This window comes from Sporosarcina luteola (assembly GCF_023715245.1).
Lineage (GTDB): Bacteria > Bacillota > Bacilli > Bacillales_A > Planococcaceae > Sporosarcina > Sporosarcina luteola_C.
In genome coordinates, this window is the sequence record NZ_JAMBNV010000001.1 from 698,579 (window position 1) to 721,624 (window position 23,046).

At 44.9% G+C, this 23,046-nt stretch carries 22 protein-coding genes; 18 read left to right on the plus strand and 4 right to left on the minus strand.

All coding sequences use genetic code 11. The features are described from left to right. The first annotated feature begins 66 nt into the window (after positions 1 to 66). A complete protein-coding gene (gene paaX / locus M3152_RS03210; RefSeq protein WP_251695232.1) occupies positions 67 to 927 on the plus strand; it encodes a phenylacetic acid degradation operon negative regulatory protein PaaX in 861 nt (286 codons plus the stop codon). Between the two features lie 104 nt (positions 928 to 1,031). On the opposite strand, the gene M3152_RS03215 is transcribed toward paaX, so the two are convergent. After that, a complete protein-coding gene (locus M3152_RS03215) occupies positions 1,032 to 1,559 on the minus strand; it encodes a gamma carbonic anhydrase family protein (RefSeq protein WP_251693755.1) in 528 nt (175 codons plus the stop codon). A gap of 81 nt (positions 1,560 to 1,640) precedes the next feature. On the opposite strand from M3152_RS03215, the gene M3152_RS03220 reads away from it, so the two are divergent. The 10 genes from M3152_RS03220 (at position 1,641) to M3152_RS03265 (ending at position 12,391) form a co-directional block, all read left to right on the plus strand. Next, entirely contained in the window at positions 1,641 to 2,606 is a 966-nt protein-coding gene (locus M3152_RS03220) for an NAD(P)H-dependent flavin oxidoreductase (protein WP_251693756.1), read from the plus strand. Between the two features lie 319 nt (positions 2,607 to 2,925). Beyond that, complete coding sequence (locus tag M3152_RS03225) at positions 2,926 to 3,327, plus strand: thioesterase family protein (RefSeq protein ID WP_251693757.1); 402 nt, start codon at positions 2,926 to 2,928, stop codon at positions 3,325 to 3,327. A gap of 51 nt (positions 3,328 to 3,378) precedes the next feature. After that, positions 3,379 to 4,524 carry a Leu/Phe/Val dehydrogenase gene (locus M3152_RS03230; protein WP_251693758.1) on the plus strand — a complete coding sequence of 382 codons (1,146 nt, stop codon included), beginning with the start codon at positions 3,379 to 3,381 and terminating at the stop codon, positions 4,522 to 4,524. 21 nt (positions 4,525 to 4,545) lie between these two features. Next, complete coding sequence (gene pdhA, locus M3152_RS03235; protein ID WP_251693759.1) at positions 4,546 to 5,601, plus strand: pyruvate dehydrogenase (acetyl-transferring) E1 component subunit alpha; 1,056 nt, start codon at positions 4,546 to 4,548, stop codon at positions 5,599 to 5,601. Between the two features lies 1 nt (position 5,602). After that, a complete protein-coding gene (locus tag M3152_RS03240; RefSeq protein ID WP_251693760.1) occupies positions 5,603 to 6,622 on the plus strand; it encodes an alpha-ketoacid dehydrogenase subunit beta in 1,020 nt (339 codons plus the stop codon). A gap of 11 nt (positions 6,623 to 6,633) precedes the next feature. Next, positions 6,634 to 7,851, plus strand: a complete 1,218-nt coding sequence (locus M3152_RS03245) for a dihydrolipoamide acetyltransferase family protein (protein WP_251693761.1) — start codon at positions 6,634 to 6,636, stop codon at positions 7,849 to 7,851. A 1-nt stretch (position 7,852) separates the two neighbouring features. Next, on the plus strand, positions 7,853 to 9,298 hold the full coding sequence (gene lpdA, locus M3152_RS03250; RefSeq protein ID WP_251693762.1) for a dihydrolipoyl dehydrogenase: 1,446 nt from the start codon (positions 7,853 to 7,855) through the stop codon (positions 9,296 to 9,298). 264 nt (positions 9,299 to 9,562) lie between these two features. Continuing rightward, complete coding sequence (locus M3152_RS03255) at positions 9,563 to 10,549, plus strand: ABC transporter substrate-binding protein (protein ID WP_251693763.1); 987 nt, start codon at positions 9,563 to 9,565, stop codon at positions 10,547 to 10,549. A gap of 17 nt (positions 10,550 to 10,566) precedes the next feature. Further along, positions 10,567 to 11,619, plus strand: coding sequence for an ABC transporter permease (locus M3152_RS03260; RefSeq protein WP_251693764.1), 1,053 nt, complete (start codon positions 10,567 to 10,569; stop codon positions 11,617 to 11,619). Further along, entirely contained in the window at positions 11,594 to 12,391 is a 798-nt protein-coding gene (locus M3152_RS03265) for an ABC transporter ATP-binding protein (protein ID WP_251693765.1), read from the plus strand. The genes M3152_RS03260 and M3152_RS03265 overlap by 26 nt, the downstream gene beginning before the upstream one ends. Positions 12,392 to 12,469: 78 nt before the next feature. On the opposite strand, the gene M3152_RS03270 is transcribed toward M3152_RS03265, so the two are convergent. Then, complete coding sequence (locus tag M3152_RS03270) at positions 12,470 to 12,892, minus strand: general stress protein (protein WP_251693766.1); 423 nt, start codon at positions 12,890 to 12,892, stop codon at positions 12,470 to 12,472. 151 nt (positions 12,893 to 13,043) lie between these two features. On the opposite strand from M3152_RS03270, the gene M3152_RS03275 reads away from it, so the two are divergent. Further along, entirely contained in the window at positions 13,044 to 13,520 is a 477-nt protein-coding gene (locus M3152_RS03275) for a hypothetical protein (RefSeq protein WP_251693767.1), read from the plus strand. Between the two features lie 381 nt (positions 13,521 to 13,901). On the opposite strand, the gene M3152_RS03280 is transcribed toward M3152_RS03275, so the two are convergent. Further along, a complete protein-coding gene (locus M3152_RS03280) occupies positions 13,902 to 14,960 on the minus strand; it encodes a YsnF/AvaK domain-containing protein (protein WP_251693768.1) in 1,059 nt (352 codons plus the stop codon). Positions 14,961 to 15,103: 143 nt separating this feature from the next. Here M3152_RS03280 and M3152_RS03285 point away from each other — a divergent pair, with 143 nt between their 5' ends. Both M3152_RS03285 and M3152_RS03290 read left to right on the plus strand, forming a co-directional pair. Continuing rightward, positions 15,104 to 16,135 (plus strand): C40 family peptidase, encoded by a 1,032-nt coding sequence (locus M3152_RS03285; RefSeq protein ID WP_251693769.1) that lies wholly within the window; start codon positions 15,104 to 15,106, stop codon positions 16,133 to 16,135. 170 nt (positions 16,136 to 16,305) lie between these two features. After that, on the plus strand, positions 16,306 to 17,226 hold the full coding sequence (locus M3152_RS03290; protein WP_251693770.1) for a patatin-like phospholipase family protein: 921 nt from the start codon (positions 16,306 to 16,308) through the stop codon (positions 17,224 to 17,226). 48 nt (positions 17,227 to 17,274) lie between these two features. Here M3152_RS03290 and M3152_RS03295 read toward each other — a convergent pair whose 3' ends face one another. Next, complete coding sequence (locus M3152_RS03295) at positions 17,275 to 17,967, minus strand: C40 family peptidase (protein ID WP_251693771.1); 693 nt, start codon at positions 17,965 to 17,967, stop codon at positions 17,275 to 17,277. 484 nt (positions 17,968 to 18,451) lie between these two features. Between M3152_RS03295 and M3152_RS03300 the strand changes: the two genes are divergently transcribed. From M3152_RS03300 to M3152_RS03315, 4 genes are read left to right on the plus strand one after another with little or no spacing between them, the layout of a single operon-like run. Further along, positions 18,452 to 20,026 (plus strand): SpoIID/LytB domain-containing protein, encoded by a 1,575-nt coding sequence (locus M3152_RS03300; RefSeq protein ID WP_251693772.1) that lies wholly within the window; start codon positions 18,452 to 18,454, stop codon positions 20,024 to 20,026. A 30-nt stretch (positions 20,027 to 20,056) separates the two neighbouring features. Beyond that, entirely contained in the window at positions 20,057 to 21,040 is a 984-nt protein-coding gene (locus M3152_RS03305) for an N-acetylglucosamine kinase (RefSeq protein WP_251693773.1), read from the plus strand. Then, entirely contained in the window at positions 21,037 to 21,990 is a 954-nt protein-coding gene (locus tag M3152_RS03310) for a GNAT family N-acetyltransferase (protein WP_251693774.1), read from the plus strand. Before M3152_RS03305 ends, M3152_RS03310 begins: the two co-directional genes overlap by 4 nt. Before the next feature lie 5 nt (positions 21,991 to 21,995). Continuing rightward, positions 21,996 to 23,045 (plus strand): serine hydrolase domain-containing protein, encoded by a 1,050-nt coding sequence (locus M3152_RS03315; RefSeq protein ID WP_251693775.1) that lies wholly within the window; start codon positions 21,996 to 21,998, stop codon positions 23,043 to 23,045. The last annotated feature ends 1 nt before the right edge of the window (position 23,046 follow it).

A 23,046-nucleotide genomic window follows, 5' to 3' on the forward strand; every position in this document is an offset into this window, starting at 1 on the left:
GGCAGGGAATATTATGATACATCTTTAAAAAAGAAAGAGTGAAGTTAATTGGCAAATGCACAATCAATGATTTTTACAATATACGGAGATTATATCCGTCATTATGGCAATAAAATATGGATTGGCAGCCTGATAAGATTAATGAAGGAATTTGGGCATAATGAACAATCAGTTCGTGTTGCTGTTTCCCGAATGATGAAGCAAGGATGGCTTGATTCTGAGAAGAAGGGAAATAAAAGTTATTATTACCTGAAACCTCGTGGAGAAACTCGTATGGAAGAAGCGGCCGTCCGTATCTTCAAATTGATGCCGCACGAGTGGGATGGTAAATGGCGTATGCTTATGTATACGATTCCAGAAGAGAAGAGGCAGATCCGTGATGAACTTCGTAAAGAACTACTATGGAGTGGATTTGGCAGTTTTTCAAACGGGTGCTGGATTACACCGAATAATCTCGAAAAAGAAGTGAACCTGCTCATTGATAAATATGACATCCAAGGGCATGCCGATCTATTCCTGTCCGAATATAGAGGACCACAAGCAGACAGAGAACTTGTCGAAAAAAGTTGGCCGCTTCAAGAAATTGATGGGAAATATAAAGAATTCATTTCGACGTATAGTAATAAGTACATCATTCATCAAAGCCTGATGAGTGATGGGCAAATGACGGATGCCGAATGTTTCGTGGAAAGGACAAATCTAGTTCATGAATATCGTAAGTTCCTCTTTGTAGATCCTGGCCTACCGAGAGAGTTGCTGCCGGAAATATGGAACGGCAATCATGCAGCTCATTTGTTTGAACAACATTATAAGTTGCTGGCGCAATCGGCCAGCCGTTTTTTCGAAGAAGTCTTTCAAGAAGATAACGATATGAGGCGAAAAGATAAATCATATGATGCGGATAATCATCCGCTAATTATCGAATAAGATAGGTCTCAAGGCAATTCAAGGCGATGCCGAAAAAGGAGGGATTAATTTTCATCCCTCCTTGGCCATGTTCGTTACTCTAAAACATGGTGCGTCTTTCTATCTTACTTAACTTCTTCGTCTTTAAAAATCTCTCGGTAGTCATATCCTTTTTCAACGTATGAATCTATCGATAGTTGAATAATCTCGAAATCCTTCTCGTTCAGTTCCCGCACTACTTTTCCTGGTGAACCGACAACGAGTGAACGGGGAGGGATTTTCTTACCGGGTGGTATTAGCGTATTTGCACCAATAATGCACTCTTCACCAATTTCTGCATGGTCAAGAATTGTAGATCCCATACCAATAATCGTGCGTTTTCCGACTTTACAACCATGTAAGATAACGTTATGTCCGACCGTAACCTCATCTTCTACAACAACTGGAGCACCTTCATATAGATGGATTGTCGAATTGTCTTGGATGCTACATCTTTTACCTATCGTAATCGGTCCTTCATCTCCCCGCAGTACAGTATTAAACCAGATGGTAGATTCTTCTCCTACTTGAACGTTCCCAATCACTTTCGCTCCAGGAGCAACAAAAACAGTAGGATGCAACTCGGGTTTATCCCCTTTATAAGGCACTAACATATAAATCCCCCTCATTTTAAGTAATCTAAATTGTTATTCTATTGAATCTACTATAACATAATTTTGCGGAGGTGTATAAAAATGAAATATCTATGTGAAAAGTTACAAATTGACTTCCCGATCATCCAAGGAGGTATGGGGAATATAAGCAATGCACAACTCGCTGCTGCTGTTTCTGAAGCAGGGGGACTTGGCACGATTGGATGCGGCACTATGACGCCAGAGGAAGTAGAAACAATAATCCTTGAAACGAAACAGCGGACGAAAAAGAACATTGCGGTTAATATAGCAGTTAGCGTGTCCCCTTATACGGACAAGATGATTGATCTCGTCATTAAACATAAAATTCCAATCGTATCCCTATCGGCAGGAAATACAGCTCCATATATACCTAAACTTCACAACCATAACGTAACCGTACTTGCAGTCGTAGCTTCAGTGAAGCATGCACAAAAAGCGGAAGCTGCCGGAGCGGATGTATTAGTCGCAGAAGGGTTTGAAGCAGCAGGCATTAACTCCAACTTGGAGCTGACAACATTCGCGTTAATTCCACAAATCGTGAAGCATGTAGATATCCCAGTTCTTGCTGCAGGAGGAATCGGTGACGGTAAAGGATTGGCGGCTGCCCTTTTGTTAGGAGCGAGTGGTGTGCAAATAGGTACTCGTTTAATTGCAACGAAGGAAGCGCCGTTTCATGACAAGTACAAGCAAAATCTTGTGGAAGCAAGTGATACGGAAACGTTAATTATCGGACGAAGCGTTGAACGGCTGAGAAGAGTTCTAAAGACACCTTATGCAATAAAACTTAAAGAATACGATAAAGCGGGTATGACACTGGAACAATACGGAGAACTAACGTCAGAAATCCAGCATGTAAAAGGTGCGATTGAAGGTGATATGGAAAACGGATTCCTGAATAGCGGCCAGATTGCAGGGCTAATAGAAGACATTCCAACTGTGAAAGAATTGTTGGATAGTATGATGGAAGAGGCGGGAAGTCAGTTAAAGAAAACCACAAAGGAATTTAGAAGAGTAATGAAGAGATAATGTATATAAAGAGGTTTTTTCCTCTCAGCTTTATTTGACTGCCGCAGCCTTCATGGTTGCGGTTTTTTTTTTCGGCCTCCCTCGGACACCAACTCGTTAGACTATCAGCCATCAACCTATTCCGAAATTACGGAGTTTTCCAACTATAATATTGACTTTAGTATTACAAGTCGGTAATATTACGTATAAATAGTGTTATATTAATTCGGTTTAGTAAAGCATAAATGTAAGCGCTCTCATTCAGCCGCTTAGTTCGTGATGAATTTGCAGTAACAATAGTAGTTTATAGGTAAGAATCATAGGATACAGGGGGGACGCGATGAAGCAGGGGATGGAAGTTGGCAAATCAGAAACGATTGAAATAATAGTGACTGAAGACATGTTTGCTACGTTTGAAGGCGAAGTTGTGCACCCCGTCTATTCAACAGTAGCGATGACTTATCATATGGAATGGGTTTCCCGGAAAATTATTCTTCCCTTTTTGGAAGTACATGAAGAAGGAATGGGGGCGTCTGTTCAGCTACAACATCTAGCACCTTCCCCGCTAGGTTCAAAAGTGACGCTCACCGCAGTGTTAGTCGAATTACGGAATAATGCTGTAGTTACGGAAGTTACCGCGCACAACCACGTAGGGTTAATCGGTCAAGGTATTGTAAAACAAATCATTCTTCCAAAAGAAACGATTGCACAAAAGTTGAGGGATGCTTCGTTATCTTCCTAGGAAGAGATGCTATTTAGTAGGTTGACAGCAAATGCTCAGGGGGCAAAATCTATGAAAATTGAAGAAGAAAGAGTTTCAGTGACAAGTAATTTCGATCTCTTTGAAAAAATGGCCGGGCATGAACAAGTCGTATTCTGTAATGATCCATCGACAGGTTTACGTGCGATTATAGCAATCCACAATACAACACTTGGACCTGCGCTAGGCGGCTGCCGCATGCATCCTTACGAAAGTATGGATGCAGCGCTGGAAGATGTACTTCGTCTATCCAAAGGGATGAGCTACAAATGCGCAGCTGCTGATGTGGATTTTGGCGGCGGAAAGGCGGTCATCATCGGAGATCCCAAAACGGATAAAACGCCCGAATTGTTCCGTGCATTTGGTCAATTCGTAGAAACTCTTGGCGGCCGGTTTTACACCGGTACCGATATGGGAACGACCTTGGAGGATTTCGTCCATTCAATGAAGGAAACGAATTGCATCGTAGGTACTCCTGAAGCTTATGGAGGCGGAGGGGACTCTTCCATTCCGACAGCAGAAGGTGTTCTGTACGGGATAAAAGCGACAAATCTAGAGCTATTCGGAAATGATGAGTTAGGAGGGCATTCTTACGCTGTCCAAGGTTTAGGTAAAGTGGGATTCAAAGTTGCAGTTGGACTACTTGAGGCAGGTGCCCACGTCTATGTAACGGATATTAATGAAAAGAATCTGCTGGCCATCGAAGAAAAAGCGGCCACAACAACCGGTACCGTGAAAGTCGTTGCAAGCGGGGATATTTATTCACAAGAAGCGGAACTATTTGTTCCTTGTGCACTCGGCGGAATTATTAACGACCAGACGATAAATCAGTTCAAAGTAAAAGCGATTGCAGGTTCGGCGAACAATCAGTTACTACATGAAGACCATGGGAAAAAGCTACAAGAGAAAGGCATTCTCTATGCTCCGGATTATATTATCAATTCCGGCGGTCTCATTCATGTGGCGGATGAATTGTACGGCTTCAATCATGAGCGGGTACTGGCAAAAACAAAACATATATATGATGCGATTTTAGAAGTTTACAAGCTGGCGAAAATGAGTGGTACTTGCACAATGGAATCAGCTAATACAATGTGTGAGAAAAAAATGGAAAGTAGAGGTGGGCGGAACAGCTTCTACACCCCATCCATAAAACCGAAGTGGGCGATCCGCAAATAATCGTGAGTGGGGGTACTGTAGTTGAAAAATCACTTTCCCATTAAGAAAGTAATGGACGATGAAGGAGTTTTACTAGATTCATTCTACGAGAAGCAGATTGATGAGCAACTTGTCAGAGATTTTTATTACAACATGGTTCGAATTCGAACATTCGACAGAAAAGCGATTAACTTGCAGCGGCAAGGACGTCTCGGGACATATGCTCCATTCGAAGGGCAGGAAGCTTCACAAGTTGGCAGTGCACTTGCATTAGGAACTGATGATTGGATTTTCCCGACTTATCGCGACCACGGTGCGACGTTGACATACGGTGCTGATATGGTGAGGACCTATTTGTATTGGAATGGTCGAGTTGAAGGGTGTGTCCCTCCGAAAGGGAAGAAAATCTTTCCTCCGGCCGTCCCTATTGCGACGCAGATTCCACATGCAGTAGGAGCTGCATGGGCAGAGAAGAGGAAAGGGACCAGAAATGGATCAATCGCTTACTTTGGTGACGGTGCGACTTCAGAAGGTGATTTTCATGAAGGGCTCAATTTCGCAAGTGTATTCCAAGTGCCTGTCGTCTTTTTCAATCAAAATAATGGTTATGCGATTTCAGTCCCGATGGAAAAACAGATGAATTCTGCGACAATTGCTCAAAAGTCAGTCGCATATGACATTCCCGGGGTTCGACTTGACGGCAATGATTGTTTTGCCGTCTATTTTGAAACGAAAAAGGCATTTGACTATGCGCGGAACGGGAATGGCCCGACGTTGATAGAAGCGGTCACATGGCGGACAGGTGCTCATACGACTGCGGATGATCCATCTAAATATCGCCCTGAAGAACAAGGAAAACATATTGTCGATCCACTAGTCCGTTTGGAAAAATTCATGCGGAATTATGGCTACTGGGATGAAGAATGGGTCGCAGAAGTAAAAGACAAAACAGCTATTGAAATTGAAGCGGCAGTAGAAGAAATGGAGCGCTTCCCAGCTCCAAACGTCAGAGATCTTTTTGATCATGTCTATGCAGAGCTGCCAGCAGACCTGGCTGCACAAAAAGAGTCCTATCTCGCACAGTTAGGGGGCCAGTGACATGGCGATTGATTTTAAAAAAACAGCCGGGCGTACAGAGACGACTAAACTAATGACGATGATCCAAGCGATCAATAGTGGGATGGAAACAATGCTCGAAGAAGATGAAAGATTAATTCTTATGGGGGAAGACATCGGTAAAAATGGTGGTGTGTTTCGAGCGACCGAGGGGCTTGTGGAGAAATTCGGGGAAGATCGTGTGGTGGATACACCACTCTCAGAAGCTGGTATTATCGGGACGTCCATCGGTCTTGCCGTAAATGGCTTCAGACCAGTGGCGGAAATTCAGTTTCTTGGTTTCATCTACCCTGCATACGAGCAGATTATGACGCATGTTTCTCGTATCCGAATGCGGACGATGGGGAATTTCACGGTACCGATGGTCATCCGTGCACCCTATGGAGCAGGCATTCGAGCCCCAGAAGTCCATTCGGACAGTACAGAATCCTTGTTCACGCATATGCCAGGAATCAAGGTAGTCTGCCCATCAGGACCTTATGATGCAAAGGGTTTATTGATTGCTGCAATGGAAGATCCTGATCCAGTGCTTGTGCTGGAACCGATGAGGAATTACCGTGCACAAAGAGAAGATGTACCCGTAGGTAAGTATACAGTTGAAATCGGTAAGGGGAAAATCGTGTGTGAAGGTACCGATGTGACAATCATCGCATGGGGTGCAATGGTTGCAGTGGCAGAAAAAGCAGCCGAGCAGGCAGAGGAAATGGGCATAAGCTGTGAAATTATTGACCTTCGAACGTTGTACCCGATCGACCGTGAAATCATAGCACAATCCATACAGAAAACGACAAGGGCGGTCATCGTCCACGAAGCACATTCAACTGGAGGACTCGGCAACGATATCGTTTCAATTATTAATGACACCTCTTTCCTTTATTTGCGTGCTCCGATTGAACGGGTGACAGGGTTTGATGTGCCAGTTCCGTTGTTTGCGCTAGAAAATCATTATCTTCCAACACCTGCACGGGTCGTAAAAGGGATTGAAAAAGTTGTCCATTTTTAGGGGGGAATGAAGTGCTAGACGTAAAATTGCACGATATCGGTGAAGGGATGACGGAAGGAGAGATTCTCCAATACCTTGTACAGGTCGGGGATCAAGTAGCGGTCGACCAACCGCTTGTTGAAGTACAAACTGACAAAGTAGTAGCAGAACTTCCTTCGCCTTGCTCCGGGATTGTGAAGGAAATCATAATTGAAACGGGCGAAACCGTCCAAGTTGGAACTAGCCTTCTTTCCATTGAGGAGGAATTCAGTGCGGAAATCGGGAATAAGCCACTACCTAAAAGAGAAGCAACGAACGAAGTTGCGGCGACTGTCAGTGAAAAAGTGGTGAAACCTTCGCCAACTCCATTTAGACGTGTATTAGCTGCACCTTACACACGTAAAATCGCACGTGAAAACAACATTAACATTGAGGATGTCCCATCTAGTGATCCTTCAGGACGAGTGACTGAGGAAGATATCTACCGTTTTATAGAAGGGAAACAGGCTGTCATGGAACCAATTATTGAAGTACAGCCTGTATCGTCATATGAAAACCCTCCCCATGAACTCCCTTTCAGAGGAATCCGAAAACAGATTGCTAAGAAAATGACACAATCCTATTTTACAATTCCGCATGTAACGCATTTCGATGAGGTGAACATGACGAGATTAATTAACATGCGTGATGAACTGAAAATGGCGGGGGAATCAGTGTCTCTGTCCGCATTTTTCATTAAAGCGCTCACGATTGCATTGAAGGAATTTCCGATTTTCAACGCGGAGCTTGATGAGGATAACGATCGTATTTTGCTCAAGAAAAATTATCATATCGGCATCGCGACGAACACGGATAATGGACTGCTAGTTCCTGTCGTTCATGATGCGGATAAAAAAACAATTAAAGAGATTCATCGGGTGATTAAAGATTTGACCGAAAAAGCCATCACTGGGAGATTGAAACCGTCTGAAATGCAAAACAGTACGTTTACGATGAGCAATGTCGGTCCACTTGGCAGTACGGGTGCAACACCAATGATTAACCACCCTGAGACGGCGATCATTGCATTCCATAAAACAAAAAAACAACCCATTGTCAACGAGCATGATGAAATCGTTATCGGTCATGTTATGACACTGTCCATGTCATTCGATCATCGCGTTGCAGATGGAGCAACGGCCGTTGCATTTACAAACCGCTTTTCCGGTTTACTTGAACAGCCACATAATTTGTTGTTGGAGATGATATGACATGGTTGTGGGGGAAATCAGTCAACAAAGAAACCTCGTTATTATAGGCGGCGGGCCGGGTGGCTACACTGCCGCAATACGAGCGGCTCAATTAGGGCTTACCGTCACGTTGGTTGAACAGAGCAGCATGGGCGGCGTCTGTTTGAACGAAGGGTGCATACCGTCTAAAGTTTTTACACATGCGGCAGGGAAACGCTCTGAAACAGTTCATTTGAGAGAGATTGGAATTGGCGAAGGCGAGGACACGTTCAATTTACAAACGTTACAATCCTATAAAACAAAGGTAATCGATGGGCTCAGAGCCGGCGTTGAACGTCTATGCCAGGAAAATAAAATTGAAATCATCCGTGGGAAAGCTACATTCACCTCTGTAGATAGAATCGGCGTAGAAAATGGGCATCAGTTCGACATTTATGAATTTAAACAAGCAATCATAGCAACTGGAAGTTCGCAGGTCCTGCCATCTATTTTGAAGGAAAAAGGAAATCGGATTCTGCTGTCCCGGGAGGTCTTCGAGCTTGAAGAAGTGCCGGAACATCTACTTGTGCTAGGACACGACACGATTGCACTTGAAGTGGCTTCCAGCTATGCAGCCTTTGGAGCGAAGGTCAGTATTCTTCTACCGGAAAATACTGGCCTTCCATTTGATGAATCAGTCAATAAAGAACTGTTGCGGATTTGTAAAAAGAGGAAAATAAACGTCGTCAAAGATGCAGATATAGTTACTGTAACTGAGCAGGATAACGGAATTACAATTGTATGTAAGACCGGGAAGGACGTGCATGAAACAATACATGGGTCGGATCTATTCATTTCCGAAGGAAGGAAACCAAATCTGGCTCCGTTAGGCATCAACCGCTTCGGAATTGAATTGACAGCTGAAGGTTTCGTCAAAGTGGACGGGAATATGCAATCGTCAATCCCATCCATTTATGCGATTGGTGATGTGACGGAAGGGCCGCTTCTTGCGGTTAAGGCAATCAAACAGGGGAAAGTGGCCGCCGAAGCAATTGCCGGAGGAAAACCGGAAGCTGATCTTACTTTCTTGCCAATTGTAGCTCATACACTACCGCCAGTTGCTTCCGTCGGTCTTACGGAGAAACAAGCACGTGATTTTGAAATCGATGTTCGCGTCAGTCAATTTGCACTTGGAGGGAATGGCTATGCGGCAATCACCGGCAAAAAAGACGGATTTGTCAAAGTGATTTCTGATTCAACGACAGATCTCGTAGTGGGGATTCATATGATAGGGGATGGAGCCATTGAAATGTCGGGCTCTTTTGTCCAGTTGTTGGAGATGGCGGCGAAAGAAGAAGATATAACATTTCCGACGTATGCACATCCGAGCTACAATGAAGGGCTGCTAGAAGCGGTGGAAGGACTAATCGGACAGGCGATTCATGCTGCCCCAGCCAAGAGAATACCACAAGATTTGTCAAGAAAGTGAAGGAGGGGCGGAGTGGCACGCTTTGTTCATAAAATGGACTCTGTGTACGCTCTGAAAGGGTAATGAAAAATTTAACTGTTTCAAATGATGGGATAATCATGTATTATATTCTGTAATATATAGCTTTACAAGTTGGAATATTCAGTTTAGTTAACCTTGGAGCAAAGGATGTCTGCAGCTTGGAAGACGTCTAGCGTGAAATGGTTTTAGACGCTCGTTTGTTCAACTTGTATAGCAATGTAATTGATAATAGGGGGAGAAAGAATGAAGAGAAAATGGAACAAAGCGTTGGCTGCGATTTTTGGTGCTACCCTGCTTCTTTCAGCATGCGGCACCTCATCAGGGGGAAGTACGACCACTGCTGAAAAAGAAAAGACCTATAAAATCGGTGTCACGCAAATTGTCGAACACCCATCCTTGAACGCAGCATACGACGGCTTCAAGAAGGCGCTTGAAGATGCAGGAGTTAAAGCTGAATATGATGTTCAAATTGCTCAGGGAGATAACAGTGCAAATACGACGATTGCAACTAACCTCGTAAGTTCCGGAGTCGATCTAATTTTTGCAAACTCGACACCAAGTGCACAAGCTGTAGCAGGCGCAACACCAGATATTCCGATTGTTTTCACTTCGGTAACGGATGCTGTCGGCGCTGAACTCGTTGACTCAATGGAGAGTCCGGGCGGGAACGTAACGGGTACGATTGATAATCATCCCGATGCAATTCCAAATACAATGAAGTTCCTTAAAGAGGAATTAGGCGCGAAAAAGGTTGGTATGGTATTCAACTCAGGAGAGGCAAACTCCCGTGCCCAAGTGGATGCAGTAAAAGAAATGCTGAAAGACATGGATATGACTGTTGTTGAGGCATCTGTTGCTACGTCCGCAGATGTAAAGCAAGCGACAGAATCATTGATTGGCAAAGTCGATTCTTTATACATCATTACGGATAATACAGTTGTATCTGCACTAGAATCAGTCGTTCAAGTAGCCAATGAACAAAAACTACCAATGATGGTCGGAGAATTTGACTCTGTAAAACGTGGCGGTTTGGCTGCATATGGATTTGAGTATTATGACATCGGCTATGAAGCGGGTCAAATGGCTGCGAAAATATTAAAAGGTGAAAGCAAACCTGCTGATTTACCTGTCCAAGTTCCACAAAACTTGAAACTGATCATGAACGAAGATACAGCAACAGCATTGGGACTCTCCATTAAAGATGAGTGGAAAGTCGAATTTAGTGAATAAGTAGGAGATGATTCTTTATGTTTGCATCACTTTTTGGCGCTTTTGAACAAGGAATCATCTTTGCAATCATGGCACTCGGAGTGTATTTATCATTTCGAGTGCTGGATTTCCCGGATCTGACGGTGGATGGAAGTTTTGTCTCGGGAGCTGCAGTTGCTGCTACCATGATACTATTCGGCTATCATCCAGCCATTGCAACGGCAGTAGCACTTATCGTCGGTTTCATGGCAGGCTGTGTAACGGGACTACTGCATACAAAAGGAAAGATTAATGCGCTGCTTGCCGGGATCTTAATGATGATTGCTTTGTATTCCATTAATTTGCGCATTATGGGCCTTACAACTGAAAATTCTATTGGTCGCCCTAATATACCTTTGTTAAATGCGGAGACGCTATTTAGTAAATTTAAAGCGTTTCTAGCTCCACTGGGCATTGATAATGCACTCAATCAATTACTTAGTATGATGGGTGTCCGCTATTTACCTTCTACTTGGGCAACATTATTCATCGTGGCAATCATCGTTATAATCATTAAATTCATTGTAGATTGGTTCTTGAAAACAGAAGTGGGACTAGCGATTCGTGCAACCGGAGACAATAAAAAAATGATAAGGAGCTTATCAGCAAACACGGATACACTCGTCATCATTGGGCTTGGTTTCTCGAATGCGCTTGTCGCCTTTTCAGGGGCGTTATTCGCGCAATACACAAAGTCTGCCGATATTAGCATGGGAATCGGAATGATTATCATCGGTTTAGCCTCTGTCATTATTGGTGAAGCAATCTTTGGAACCAAGACAATTGTGCGAACAACGTTAGCGGTTATTGTAGGAGCAATCATTTATAGGATTGTACTAGCGCTTGCGCTGCGGGTTGATTTTCTTGATACAGGAGATATGAAGTTAATTACAGCAGCAATTGTCATCTGCGCTTTGATTTTACCTCAGTATTTTGAAAAACGGCGTGAAAAGGCGAGAAAAGCGAGGCGTCACGAAGAACGTTTGGCCGAACGCAATTTTTCTCTCAACAAGGAGGGGAATGCAATTGTTGAAGCTCGAACAAATAAATAAAATCTTCAATGAAGCAACTCCTGATGAAAAGATTGCGTTAGATGAAATCAATCTCGAGTTGAAATCCGGTGATTTTGTGACCGTAATCGGAAGCAATGGTGCTGGAAAATCGACAATGTTAAATATGATTTCCGGAGCCCTTACCCCTGACTTCGGGAATATTGAAATTGCGGGTAAAGAAGTTACAAAATTGCCGGAGTATGTCCGTTCACGAATGATCGGAAGGGTTTTCCAAGATCCGATGGCAGGTACTGCCCCTTCGATGACCATTGAAGAGAACCTGGCAATGGCGTATTCACGGGATAAAAAACGAGTGTTGCGGAGAGGTGTTGATAAAAAACGCCGGGAATATTTCCGCAGCTCGCTTGAAACATTGCATTTGAATTTAGAGAATAGGTTGAATGCAAAAGTAGGCATGTTATCTGGTGGAGAGCGTCAGGCGCTGTCTTTGCTAATGGCGACATTCACCCAGCCGTCGATTCTGCTGCTAGATGAGCATACAGCCGCTCTAGACCCATCCCGTGCAGAATTGATTACAAATTTAACAAAACAACTTGTTGAAAAAGATCAATTAACAACGCTGATGATTACACATAATATGCAACAGGCACTGGACCTCGGGAACAGACTGATTATGATGGATAAAGGCCAGATAATATTGGAAGTGGGAGCCGAAGATAAGAAGGGACTCACAATTGATAAACTGATGTCTGAATTCCAACGCATTCGCGGTGAAAAATTAACGAGTGATAAAGCCTTACTAGTAGTTTGATTAACTAGTTCACGAAACTAATAAGGGGCGTCACAGAAAGTCAGATTTCATGGACTTTCCGGGATGCCCCTTTTTGCATCAGCTGTCAGGACTTGCCTCGGTTTCATCCAATGGAATCGGTTTGTAGCCTTCATATTGTCTTTCAACCGCAATCGGCTCATTGTTGTGTTCTTTTTTCAGCTGCCCGTTGATATAAAGCAGCAAAGCGCCTTCCTGAACAGCATCGAAATACCGTTTCGCTTCGTTGTCGGAGAAACCGGCGTCCTTCAGCAAGCGACGTACGTTATGTTCGCCGGCAAGAAACCCCATGAAGTGATTGAAAAGGTTATACGGTGAGTCCTCACCTTCTTTCAGCGCATTGCTCCGCAGTTCGTCAATTGCCAAGTCATCCTTCATGACAATATACAAATCCTCTTCCTCCACACCTTCATGCTTCAACTCCACTATTTTAGACATCAATCGCTCGCTGTTCGGGAATGATCCGATGAATGTTTTATTCATATTGTTCCTCCTCTACTGTCTTTGTCTTCGGAAAATACCCTTGTTGGCGGAAAAGGAAACAAATATGATAATCCTTTCAAGTTAAAATGCGAACAATAGGCGGTCCTGACGACATAGTATAGGAGAAAGACTCGGTAGAGGAGCTTGCAATTTGGATAGTTCGAAGATTCATCATAGTGATAAGCCGACCGCTTTTCCGGCGAATCAAGATCGATTCGTCTGGAATCCGCATATGGAATTCATCAAGAGCCAAAGTGCGGTCAATGCGCAGCTTTTGACTGCGGTCGAAAAGTTGGAAAAAGTTTGTTGCAAAATATTAGATAATGTTTCTAACCAACAGCATGTCCATCGGAACCGCTATCTTCATTTGCGGGACAGGATTTGGGAAGTTCATGAAAAGTTGAGATCAGAATCAATCAGGCAGGAAGCCATACGTGAAGAGATCGGGAAACAAGGGCAAGCCGTTTTCCGCTTGCGCAAAAGCTTTCAAAACCACCGGATGTCGATGCGCCAATTCACGATCCACCAATACGATGATCTGCATGATGTGCTAGACATGCTCGAGCGGATTAATGCGAACCATGAGCAGATACTTGCAAACCAACAGTTCAATTCGGGCGACGAGTGAATCGTCCCCGAGTTGAACTTATTTTATGGTTCCCCCTCCAATTGTCTCGATTTCGAGAATTAATTAAGGACAACCAAGCACACGTCCTATATGTCGAGAAATTATAGTAATACAGTATAAGGACCCTTGAAAAACAGATGGGATTTGATAACGTCAAGGAGGTGAACAAGCCATTAGTTACACATCTGGTAAAAAATATTATAGAGAATCGGGCAGAGACAGCATCCTTGCCAATTTAATCCCTTCATCAAGCGGTCGAAAACGTAGTAACTACGCATCATCTCAACACGAAAAAGTGTCTCACCCCAAATTTAGACACTTTTAACACAGAAAAACCCGCAGAGCATTTCCACCTCTGCGGGTCCATATTGTTCCGCTTACTTAAAAGCGTTCGTCATCCCATTTCTTGCGCATCGTAAGCTCATCGACAAATTCATCTTGTACATCAACTTCACCTGATTGCTCAAAATGAGCTTCTTCGCGTCTAATGGTTTCATTTACTGATTCTGTATCTGCGACTTGTCGTTTTCCAACGACGATTTCCTCCGTAACATACGGCTTTTTAGTCACTTCCAAGCGTTCCTCAGTTATCGGGACGCGGATCGTTTCTTCATCCTGCATCATTTTGAATTCATCAACATCCGATTCGTACTCATTGACAGGACGGCGTTCAACGTAAACTTCTTCACGCATTACAGGGACATCGAAGGACTGTTCTTCTTCAACGACGTCCTTGTGAAGTGTGACTTCGCCTCTTTCGACCTCTTCTTTGTCCACGCTGAGTCGCTCTTCACGCAAGCGCATTTTTTCCTCTTGCATCTTCCTATCGAATTGACTCGTTTCATTTAAGTTGTTCGTATATCCATACGCGCTGTTCGGAGGTGTTTCATAGTCAGACTGGCTGCGCAGCGCTTCACCACCGACTCTCCCGAAAGTATCATTGGATCCTTCGTATAAATTGGAATCTTGGAATGCTGCAGATGTTGCATCATAGTGAGATCGATTCAATTCATTTTCCTCAAACTCGGAAACGCGGTTTGCGCCTAAGTTCGGATCGACGCCAACATCAGCAACGCCGAATCGTTCGCTACTATTCGTATGAAGTCGATTTAATTCGCCTTCATCGACATACAGTAGCTTCCCGCCATTTTGAATTTCAGTATAATAATTGTCCATGTCGCCATCAGCGACGCCGGCTTCATGCAACATGCTGCGGACATGATTTTCACCGGTCAGGAAATTCATGAAACGGTCAAACCATGATTCCGGGGCCGTCTGTACATCCCCGTATTTCATTCCTTGGAACATCGTCACATCTGAATCATCTTGCGCAATGACATAGATATTTTCTCCATCGATTCCTTGAGTTTTCAAGTCATCTATTTTCGTCATCAATTCCGAGTCGTTGTGATACATACCGATAAATTTTTTATCATTCATGTTATATCTCTCCTTCTCTATAATTGATGGTACAGTCTTTTAAATACCCATTCTGACAGGATGGAAACTTCCCTGAATGAAAGACCTACTATGCAATTAATTATGAATAGAATATTATTAGTAGAGCAGGGGGGAGAATTTTCATGCAGAAGAAAATAATAGCTTTCATAATGATATTTTGTTTATTCATCACTTTCAACGATCCGTCGGCGGCTAGAGTAATAGATGAATCGGGCACCAAGCAATCCGGAAAAGCCGCTCCAGTGCACTATGCAATCAGCGTTCCGGTGACGAACGTGTGGCGTGTGCCGAATAAGACACGTAAAATCGATGCGGTTTCCATAGTCGCGATGCCGGATATGGCGAAGTGGACGAAAGGTCTGACAGTTGCGGAGAAGAATTGGCTGATCGGTCGGACCGATACGCAAGCTCTATACGGGGATGAAGTTGAAGTGTTAAAGTCGAGCGGGGACTGGCTCTATATTGCAGTGGTCGACCAGTTTAATAAAGGCCAGGCGAAAGGCTACGAGGGATGGGTGCCTAAATTGCATGTAAAAGCTTATTCTCCCGGTGAGGGCGGTTCGGAAATCGCGGTCGTCACTACGAAAATTTCTTCCTTATATAATAAACCAAAACTTCATGATAACTATAAATTCATCGATATCAGCTATACCACGATACTCCAAGTTGTGAAGGAGGAAAGGGAGTGGCTGCAAGTACAGACGAAAACTGACGGCTTGAAATATGTCCGCAAGAAGGAATTCAAAGTTTACAAGGACTTTGCATCCATTCCGAAGCCGACACAAAAGGAGCTTGTCGACAGCGCGAAGCAATATATCGGCCTGCCGTATTTGTGGGCGGGTGTATCAGCGTATGGATTTGATTGTTCGGGATTGATGTATTCGGTCTATAAAAATCACGGCATCCTCATCCCCCGCGATTCATCCGTCCAAGCAACACAAGGGACCGCGGTGAAACGTAAGGACTTGCAGCCCGGTGATCTCCTGTTTTTCGCGCATGATAAAGGAAAAGGGAAAGTGTATCACGTCTCGATGTATATCGGCGGCGGCAATATGGTGCACGCCCCGAACTCATCACGCAAAGTCGAAATTGTGAGCATCAACTCAGGCACGTATAAAACAAATTACGCCGGCGCCCGTAGATACTTGAAATGAAATGAAAAACGGCCCTTTCCGAACTGGAAAGGGCCGTTCCGCGCTCAAAGCGTTAGGTTTCGCGCTCAAAACGAAAGGTTCCGCGTCCGAAGCACAAATCCGATTTGCTCTTCCAGTTCTACATTCCGGTGCTAAGCATTATAGTATAACAACGCCATGGGAGGGATGCTGTGTTAATTGATGGGGTATTTGCAGGTGGCGGATTGAAGGGGTTTGCTTTGGTCGGTGCGTATCAGGCATTGGAGGAGAAGGGGTATCGTTTCAAGAGGGTGGCGGGGACGAGTGCCGGAGCGATCCTCGCGTGCTTCATTGCCGCAGGATATACGGGCAAAGAAATCGAGCAGATGATGCAGGAAGAGGATTTGAAATTATTGCTCGATCCCCGAAAGATGATTCTTCCAATACCATTCATGAAATGGCTGCTGCTCTATTTGCGCATGGGTCTTTATCAAGGAAATGCCCTCGAGGACTGGTTCTTTGAAAAGCTGTCGGCAAAAGGGATTTACAATTTTGCGGATTTGCCAGAAGGATCGCTTAAACTGGTGGCGTCAGATCTGACAAACGGAAAAATGATTGTACTGCCCGACGACCTCGTCCACTATGGCATCGAGCCGGGAATGTTTTCAATTGCGCGCGCGCTTCGGATGAGCTGTTCTATTCCGTTTTTCTTTGAACCGGTCCGTTTTAAGGCACCTACTGGAGAAACGATCGTTGTCGATGGTGGGGTGCTAAGCAATTTCCCGATGTGGATTTTCGATGATGCGGAAGGCAGGCGGGAGCGCCCATTGATTGGCATGAAGCTGAGCCATCGGAAAGATCAGATGGGCGGCAAGGAAATCAGCAATGCACTCAACTTGTTCGAAGCATTGTTTTCCACGATGAAGAACGCGCACGACGACCGTTATATTTCTCGAAAGCACGAAAAGGAAATCATATTTATACCGGTCGAGCAATACAGCGCGACACAATTCAATATGGAGGACGAACAGAAAGATGCACTCATGTCGATCGGAAAGTCTCGTGCAAATGAGTTTCTAAGAACTTGGCCTCATTCAATGGAAGGAACCCGGAAATACAGAATGATTGTCTAAAGCTAAAAAAACCGCCTGCACGTTAGTGTGCAAGCGGTTTTGCTTATATTATAATCTTTTGAAGCTGTGGAATTTCGATTTCCAATAGCTATTGTTCAAGCTTACGACTTGAGATTGCTTTCCACCGGCATGGACGAACTTGTTGTTGCCGACGTAAATGCCAACGTGGGAAATCCCTTTACGGTACGTGTTTTGGAAGAATACCAAATCTCCCGGTTGCGGCTTGCTCACTTTTTTCGATTGCGCGTATTGTCCTAATGTATCACGGGCAACCGATTTGCCGGATTGCTTATAGACGTATTGAACGAAACCGCTGCAGTCGAACCCTTTTGTAGTCGTTCCGCCAAAACGATAAGGAATGCCTGTCATTCCAGTTGCACGTTTTACAACTTTGTCTGAAAGGGCGACATTCGTATTGCTTTTCGCTACTGTTACTGATTGCTTTGTCAATAAAGTGCTGAGTGCCCAGCCTGTTTTGCCATTCACTTTTACTTGGTACCATACTTCTTTGCCGACTTTCTTTTCGCTGACGTAAGTGGCTTTTGTACCTTTTTTCGCTAATAAAACAATTTTATGGTTTGTTCCTGCTCCGGAACGGATATTTACATTGTAAGCTGTCGAATATGTTCCTGTATGTGCTGATACGGATTGTGATGAAGGAGCACTTGCCTCCGCATCTGCTGCCGTAAATCCAAATGCCAATGAACCTGCTACGAATAACGATAAAGCAACTTTCTTCACACTATTCCCCTATCTACCATTATCTCTATGGTTTAAGATTTTATATTGTCCTGCTGATCACTATTCCAATTGTAGAGACCCAATGTTACAAGACAGGGGCAATGATATTACAAAAGTGTTACAGCGATATGACAATTCCTTAATAAAAGTAGATAATAGAAATAGAGGTTAGTATTTCACATATAATACTCCGAAATGAATAAAAGCGGCCAAATGGGTGATTCATCCATTTGGCCTTTTTAGTTGAGGGATGAGAATGGATGCACTTTTGAAAGGGGTGCTTCATTTTAAGGGGCGGTCTTTTTGTGTAGGGCTCCGCAAAGTCCATTCTTTTTACTTTAGGTCCTATTCCTAAAATCAGCCTTAACTACCCTGAAATTAAATATCAAAAATAGTTTAATAATTTAAAAGGTAATTTCAAAGCTTCGTCGAATCTCTATTGGTAGCAACGAAAATACCATTAATAGAGAGGGTGAGTGATTGGATGAAAGTCCTGAAGTATGCGGCAGCTGCCCTGATGGCGTGCACATTATGTTTTCAAGGGATAGGAGGGAACTCAGCATCTGCACAAACCGGTGATGATCCAACAATCCGCATCGGGGTCGTGCAGAGCGTCGGTTCATTGACTGTCGGCGGGCAAGGATCATTTGAATTGATTGACAAGTATACGGGCGAGGTTTTGTTTACCGGAAATGATGAAGAAGTGTTCGTGGAACTGGGCTCCGCAGCTACTGTTCAAACCCATTACCGATTGCAAGTTGCATTCACGACGAGTCAAGTATATTTAGATGATTGGCTTCGACGGGCGCACGCCGAAGGGTATCGGACGTACGTCGAAGACTATAACGGCGGTTGGCGTTTGTATCTCGGAGAATCTCCGACGGATGCATCCTTTGCAGTACGGACCGCATTCAAAGATGAAGTAGTTGCCAAAGGATTGGCAGCAAGTGACGCATTTTGGAAAGTGGTGACGATTGCTGAAGGCGAAACACAATTGAAAGTGACAAAAAACGGAAAGGAAAAGGAAACTTCAAATCCAGTTCAACTCGTGGCTTCGTCAGGGTTTGTCACAATCAACGGGCAAACGTACCGGGGTCTCGCTGAAGTCGGTTTCAATAGTAGCGGAACGTTGGCGGGCATCAATGAATTGAGCATCGAGCATTATTTGTACGGTGTCGTCCCGCGTGAGCTCCCACCAGTTCCTTATGCGGAAGTCGAAGCGCAAAAAGCACAGGCGATTGCTGCGCGTACGTACGCTTTATCCAATATGGGCAAGCGGAGCGCGGACGGCTATGATCTTTTGCCGACGACTTCCGATCAAGTCTATGGCGGATTCGGAGCGGAACATCCGATTTCCAATGAAGCTGTAGACGGAACTAGAGGGATTGTCGCCACATATGAAGGCAAGCTCATTACAGCAGTTTTCCATTCGACGAGCGGAGGATTTACGGCGAACAATGAGGATGTATGGACTGCCGAAGCGACTCCTTATTTGAGGGCAAAGCATGTCGGGCAGAAAGGGAACGATTTGAAATACGTCCCGGCGCTGGATATTTACAAGAAGAACGGCAGCGGCGAATCTTTGCGTGAAGTTAAGTCGGGGGATTTCGAGGTCGATTGGTCCAAATATTATCGTTGGCATTTCGAATGGACAGCAGATGAAATCAGTGAAATCGTGGGAACCTACTTCAATGCAGAAGTCGGCCGAGTGTTGGAGATCAATGTGACAGAACGCTCCAGCTCAGGTCGCGCGGCTGTCATTGAATTCGTCACTGAAAATGGCACGTTTTACGAATACAAAGACCGCATCCGCTGGGCACTCCAATATATTAATGCGAATGGCACGCCAGCAGTTTTGTTAAGTACGTTGTTCATCATCGAGCCTATCAAGGATGAGGAAACGGAAGAGACTATCGGTTATAAAGTGGACGGCGGGGGATGGGGTCATGGCGTCGGAATGTCCCAAGTTGGAGCAGTCGGAATGGCTGAAAAAGGATATACGTATGATGTGATTCTGAAGCATTTCTACACGGGAATCGATTTAGAGACTAGATATTAATTCATCATTGAAAAAGGCGGTAGTCAGCAAATGTATGTATTAGGAATTGACGGCGGGGGCACCAGGACGACGGGGATTGTTGCCGATGAACTTGGAAACGTTTACATGCATGCGGTAACCGGACGGAGCAATCCGAACACGTTGCAGCAGTCAGAATTCGAAGAAGTGCTTTGCGGATTGACGAAGGAGTTGAAAAAGCAGAACGAAACCATTTTCGCTCAACTGTCCGTCTGTTTTGCAGGCATTGCGGGTGTCGGGGAAAGTGGACGCGATGCGGAAGTGGCAGCTCTGTTGGCTCGAGGGCTGCCAGACGGAACGATAGTCACCGTCCGCAATGATGCGTTCAATGCACTGTATTCCGGCACGCTCGGCGGACCTGGCATCGTCCAGATTGCCGGTACTGGCGCTGTCACATTAGGCATTAATGAAGATGGCGAAATCGCCCGTTCAGGCGGTTGGGGTTATTTATTTGATGATGAAGGAAGCGGGTTTTATTTAGGGAATGAAGCGTTGAAAGCGGTCTTCCGTTCTTTTGATAATCGCGGCGCGGGCACAAGCTTAACGGATCGGGTCACGGAGTATTTTGCTGTACAAAACGTCCCGGATATTATTGCAAAAGTATACGGAAACGAACACCCGCGTTCGGTCGTCGCGCCTCTTGCACGCCTAGTCATGCAGGAGGCCAAGACGAATGACGCCGTTTCGAAATGGATAGTAGAGAAGGCGTGCAAGGAAATGATGCATTCCATCGAAGCTTGCCATCGTCGTTTATTCGATGAAAATCATCAGACAGCGATCATCCTGTCTGGAGGCGTTTTCACTGATGAGAAGCTGTTTATCTCGCGGTTCCGAGAGCTGGCCCGTCATTCCATTCCGAATGCCACTTTCCAAACGACTCAAGTACTGCCTGTCGGAGGGGCGGTGCTTGCGGGGTTAGCGGTAAAGCAAACGGCCATCAATCCGGGATTCGTCAACTGGATGAATGAACAGCTTCAAGAGAAGGTGACGCCATGACTGTCGTGCCTTTATCTGAAATTCATGTCTCTGATATTGTCAGGCTGTGGAATGAGGAAATCGGCGATCGTTTTCCAATGAGCATCTCGTTATGGAACCAAAATACAACAACGGAGCCGAATGTGCTTCAAGAAGGCTCGCTCGCCGTCGTTGAGGGAGGAAAGCTGCGCGGAATCATCATAGTGAAGCGGTATATGGAAAAGCTTGACGTCCGGATGCCGGAGACGGTCGGATGGATTCAATGCATGCTTGTCGAAAAGTCGTTCCGTAACGAAGGGATCGGTTCGGAACTTCTAAAAAAGGGGGAACAGGCACTCATTAACGCCGGAGTCGATGAAATCCGATTAGGGCGTGATCCGAGGCATTACTTCCCAGGTATCCCGCTTGAAGACAAAGCAACAATCAGTTGGTTTGAAAAGCGAGGATACGTCACAGGCGAGGTTGAAACGGATTTGATAAAGGATGTAAGCGGTGGGGAGCTCTATAAGCTGATGAACCCGAGCGAGCATTATCGTCTGTTGACGAAAAAAGACATTCCTTTGCTGCTGCATTTTTTGGAACGCGTCTTTCCAGGCAGATGGCATTATGAAGCAGTTCACTACGAAATGATTGGCGGTACGGGAAGGGAGTTCATGGGGTTTTTCGTGGATGGTGAATTGAAAGGATTCTGCCGGCTGAATGATCCGCAGTCTCCAGTCATTGCGCAAAATGTCTATTGGTCGGCATTATGCGACGGAGAGATGGGAGGCATCGGCCCTTTAGGGATTGACCGAAAAATCCGCGGGAATCATTTTGGAATCGATTTAGTGAAGGCGGCGGCGAATGAATTGATTAGTAGGGGCGTGACGGACATCGTAATCGATTGGACCCAGCTCATCACATTCTATGAAAAGCTCGGATTTACCACTTGGAAACAGTATCAGTCGATGGCGAAAAAAGTGGGAGTGTGAAATGAATGAGAGAAATGGTGCGGACGTTTTTGCAGCGGGAAATCGACCTGCAGGTGACACCGGGTGCAGTTATTCGTGTCCGGCATAAAGGGGAAATCGTTCTAGACGAGACAGTTGGGACGAATAGTTTGGAAGATGACCGTGTTCCGATATCGAACAGCCATCTGTTCGATATGGCCTCGTTGACGAAGGTGATGGTGACGTTGCCCGCCATCCTGCAAATATGTGAAACGGGCGAAATCCATTTGCATGATAAGGTTGCGATGTTCATCCCTTCCTTCCAAAAGCACGGGAAAGAAAGCGTAACGATCAAGCAGCTGCTCACCCACTCTTCAGGATTGACTGCACATCGGCCATTTTTCGAAAGAAGGCTATCGGCGGTTGATGTACTGAAGGAAATCGTAGAGGAAAAGCTGGAATATGCACCGGATACAGATGTCGTCTATAGCGATCTTGGGTTCATTCTCCTGATGGAAATTATCGAAAAGGTTACCGGGCAGAAGATTGACGAATATGCCAAGCAGCATTTGTTCGGACCGATGGGAATGAAGAATACGGGATATAAACCGGCAATTGAGCGGCAACGGTATGCGCCGACCGAGTATTACGACCATTTGCAAGATCATAAGTATGGCATCGTCCATGATGATAATACGGAATTCATGGGCGGAATAAGCTGCCATGCAGGATTGTTTTCGACGATGGAGGACCTTTCCGTTTTCACAAAGATGCTTGAGAATGACGGAATGCATGAAGGGAAGAAAATATTAGATCCGTATTGGCTTGCGGTCTCACGGCGGAATTTTACGCCGTTTGCCGACGAAAGCAGAGGTCTCGGATGGCAATTGAAAGGGGGTGGGGCGAGTCCGGCAGGTGATTTAATGTCGCAAGGTACGTATGGACATACGGGATTCACCGGAACTAGCTTCTATATCGATCCGGAAAGGGAATTGACGGTCATGCTGCTGACGAACCGGGTTTATTTCGGACGACATCTCGCCATGCTGCGCTTGCGGCCCCGCTTACATAATATCATCTATACATCATTGTTCTGAT